The sequence below is a fragment of the Streptomyces boncukensis genome (genome assembly GCF_011045075.1).
Classification (GTDB): domain Bacteria; phylum Actinomycetota; class Actinomycetes; order Streptomycetales; family Streptomycetaceae; genus Streptomyces; species Streptomyces boncukensis.
On record NZ_JAAKZZ010000797.1, the window covers coordinates 1 to 2,289 of the forward strand.

General features: G+C 77.2%; 1 protein-coding gene. It reads right to left on the minus strand.

Annotated elements, in window-relative coordinates; translation table 11 throughout:
- Positions 1-579: 579 nt before the first annotated feature.
- Positions 580-2,226, minus strand: a complete 1,647-nt coding sequence (locus G5C65_RS35720; protein WP_165303210.1) for an amidohydrolase — start codon at positions 2,224-2,226, stop codon at positions 580-582.
- Positions 2,227-2,289 lie beyond the last annotated feature (63 nt).

Here is a 2,289-nt window from a genome sequence, read left to right on the forward strand (position 1 = left end):
GCCCGGCCCTGCGGGCACGGCGCAGGCCGCTCCACGCGCGCGGGACGCGGAGGAGAGGAGGGTGCCCGATGCCAAGGTCGCGGCCTTCCGTGCAGGTCGTGCTGTGGTGAGCTGACCGTACAACGCACCAGGGTGGTCGCGGGGCCGGGGTTCGTAAAGCCGGAGCGGGATGAAGGCTGCGGGTCGGGGCCCGGCGCCCTTCGGGCCGACCTGGGACCCGCTGGCTGCGGGCCGACCGAGAGCCGTTGTCTACTGAGCGTCCGGGTCCCGCCCCGGTCACACCTGCCGACCAGCCGAAACCTTCCGCCCCCGTGCCGCGGGCGCTGGACCTGGCTCCCAGTGGTGGTGTACCGGTGCGGCGCACCACCCCATGGCCCAGCGGCGTTCGACGACTGCGCGGAAGTTCCCCGGTCGGACGTCCTGTGGTGGACCCGGCCGAACCTACCCGGCCACGGGCGTTTCCTGTCAACAGCCTCGTGGCCTGGGGTGTTTCGGCAAATCAGCAGGTCAGTGCCGAGGGGGTGCGCGCACCGCGACAGGCCGGGGTGATCCCGTTCGGCGGTATCGGGCGGCCGTCCGTCACTCGTTCGGCCGTGCGTACACCGTCTGCCCCCCGACCACCGTCCGCAGGCAGACCGGGAGTTGGCCGCCGGGGGTCAGATCGGGCAGGCCGGGGGTGCCGGAGCGCGGGTCGGTGGACCAGTTGGCGACACGGGTGTCGGGCGCCTGCACGACGAGTGCGCCGGTGCGCCACAGCGCGTAGTCGGCGGGGGCGCCGGGGGCGAGGACCCCGGCGTCGTCCTGGCCCAGCGCCCGCCAGCCGCCGCGGGTGTGCGCGGTGAACGCGCCGCGCACCGAGATGCGGTGCTCGGGCGTGTGGTGGAAGGCGGCGGCCCGGACGGCCTCCCAGGGGCCGAGCGGGACGACGGGGCTGTCGGAGCCGAGGGCGAGCGGGACCCCGGCGCGCAGCAGGGCCGCGTACGGGTTGAGGGTGCGTGCGCGCTCGGCTCCCAGGCGGCGCGCGTACATGCCGTCGGCACCGCCCCAGGCCGCGTCGAAGCCCGGCTGGACGGAGGCGGTGAGGGCGAGGTCGGCGAAGTCGGCGACGGTGCGCCCGGTGAGCATCTCGGCGTGCTCGACGCGGTGCCGCGCGGCCCGCACCCGGTCGGGGCCGACGCGCTCGGCGGCGCGGCGTACGCCGGTGGTGACGGCCTCGATCGCGGCGTCGCCGATGGCGTGGAACCCGGCCTGGATCCCGGCCTCGGTGCAGGCGGCGACATGTGCGGCGACGGCGTCCGCGTCGAGGTGCGCCGTGCCGGCGGTGTGCGGGGCGTCGGCGTAGGGGGCGCACAAGTGAGCCGTACGGGAGCCGAGTGAGCCGTCGGCGAAGAGGTCGCCCGCGGCGCCGAGGGCGCCGAGCGCCGTGACGCGGGCCGCGTCCTTCGCCGACGTGACGAGTTCGGCCCAGTAGCCGTGGACGCGGGGGCCGGGCTCGGACGCGGCGAGCGCGAGGAGGCCGGTGAAGTCGTCCTCGCTGGAGATCTCGGGTCCCGCGCACTCGTGGACGGACCCGATGCCGAGGGAGGCGGCGTGCGCGAGCGCGGCCCGCTGCGCCTCGGCCCGCTGCGCGGGGCCGAGGGAGGCGTACGCGGCGGCGCGGACGGCGTGGTGCGCGTCGCCGGTCAGCGGCGCGTCGTGCGCGTAGCCCGCGCGGCCGGCGAGACCGGGGACGAGATCGAGCATCGCGGTGCTGGCCAGGGCCGAGTGCACGTCGACCCGGGTGAGGTAGAGCGGCCTGCCGCCGGTGGCCTCGTCGAGCTCGGCGCGCGTGGGGTGGCGCTGCTCGGGCCAGCCGCCGGCGTCCCAGCCGGTGCCGAGCAGGACGCGGTCGGCGGGCCGGGCCGCGGCGTGGGCGCGGATGCGGGCGAGCGCGTCGGCGAGCGTGCGGGCGCCGGCGAGGTCGAGTCCGGTCAGCGCCAGACCGGTGGCCGTGGTGTGCACATGCGCGTCGGTGAAGGCGGGGGTGACGAGCGCCCCGTCCAGCTCGACCGTCTCGTCGACGCCGTCGGCGAAGGAGTCGGCGGCGCCCTCGGAGCCGATCCATGCGATGCGGTCGCCCTCGACGACCATCGCGGTCGCGAACGGGTCGGCGGGGCTGTGGACCTCGCCGCCGCGCAGCAGCAGGGTGCGGGGCCGGTCGGCGCGGGGGGCGGTGCTCTGGCTCATGGGCGACAGTCTCCCGCCCGGGGGCGCGCGGGCGGCGCGCGGGGTCACGCGCGGGGTCAGACG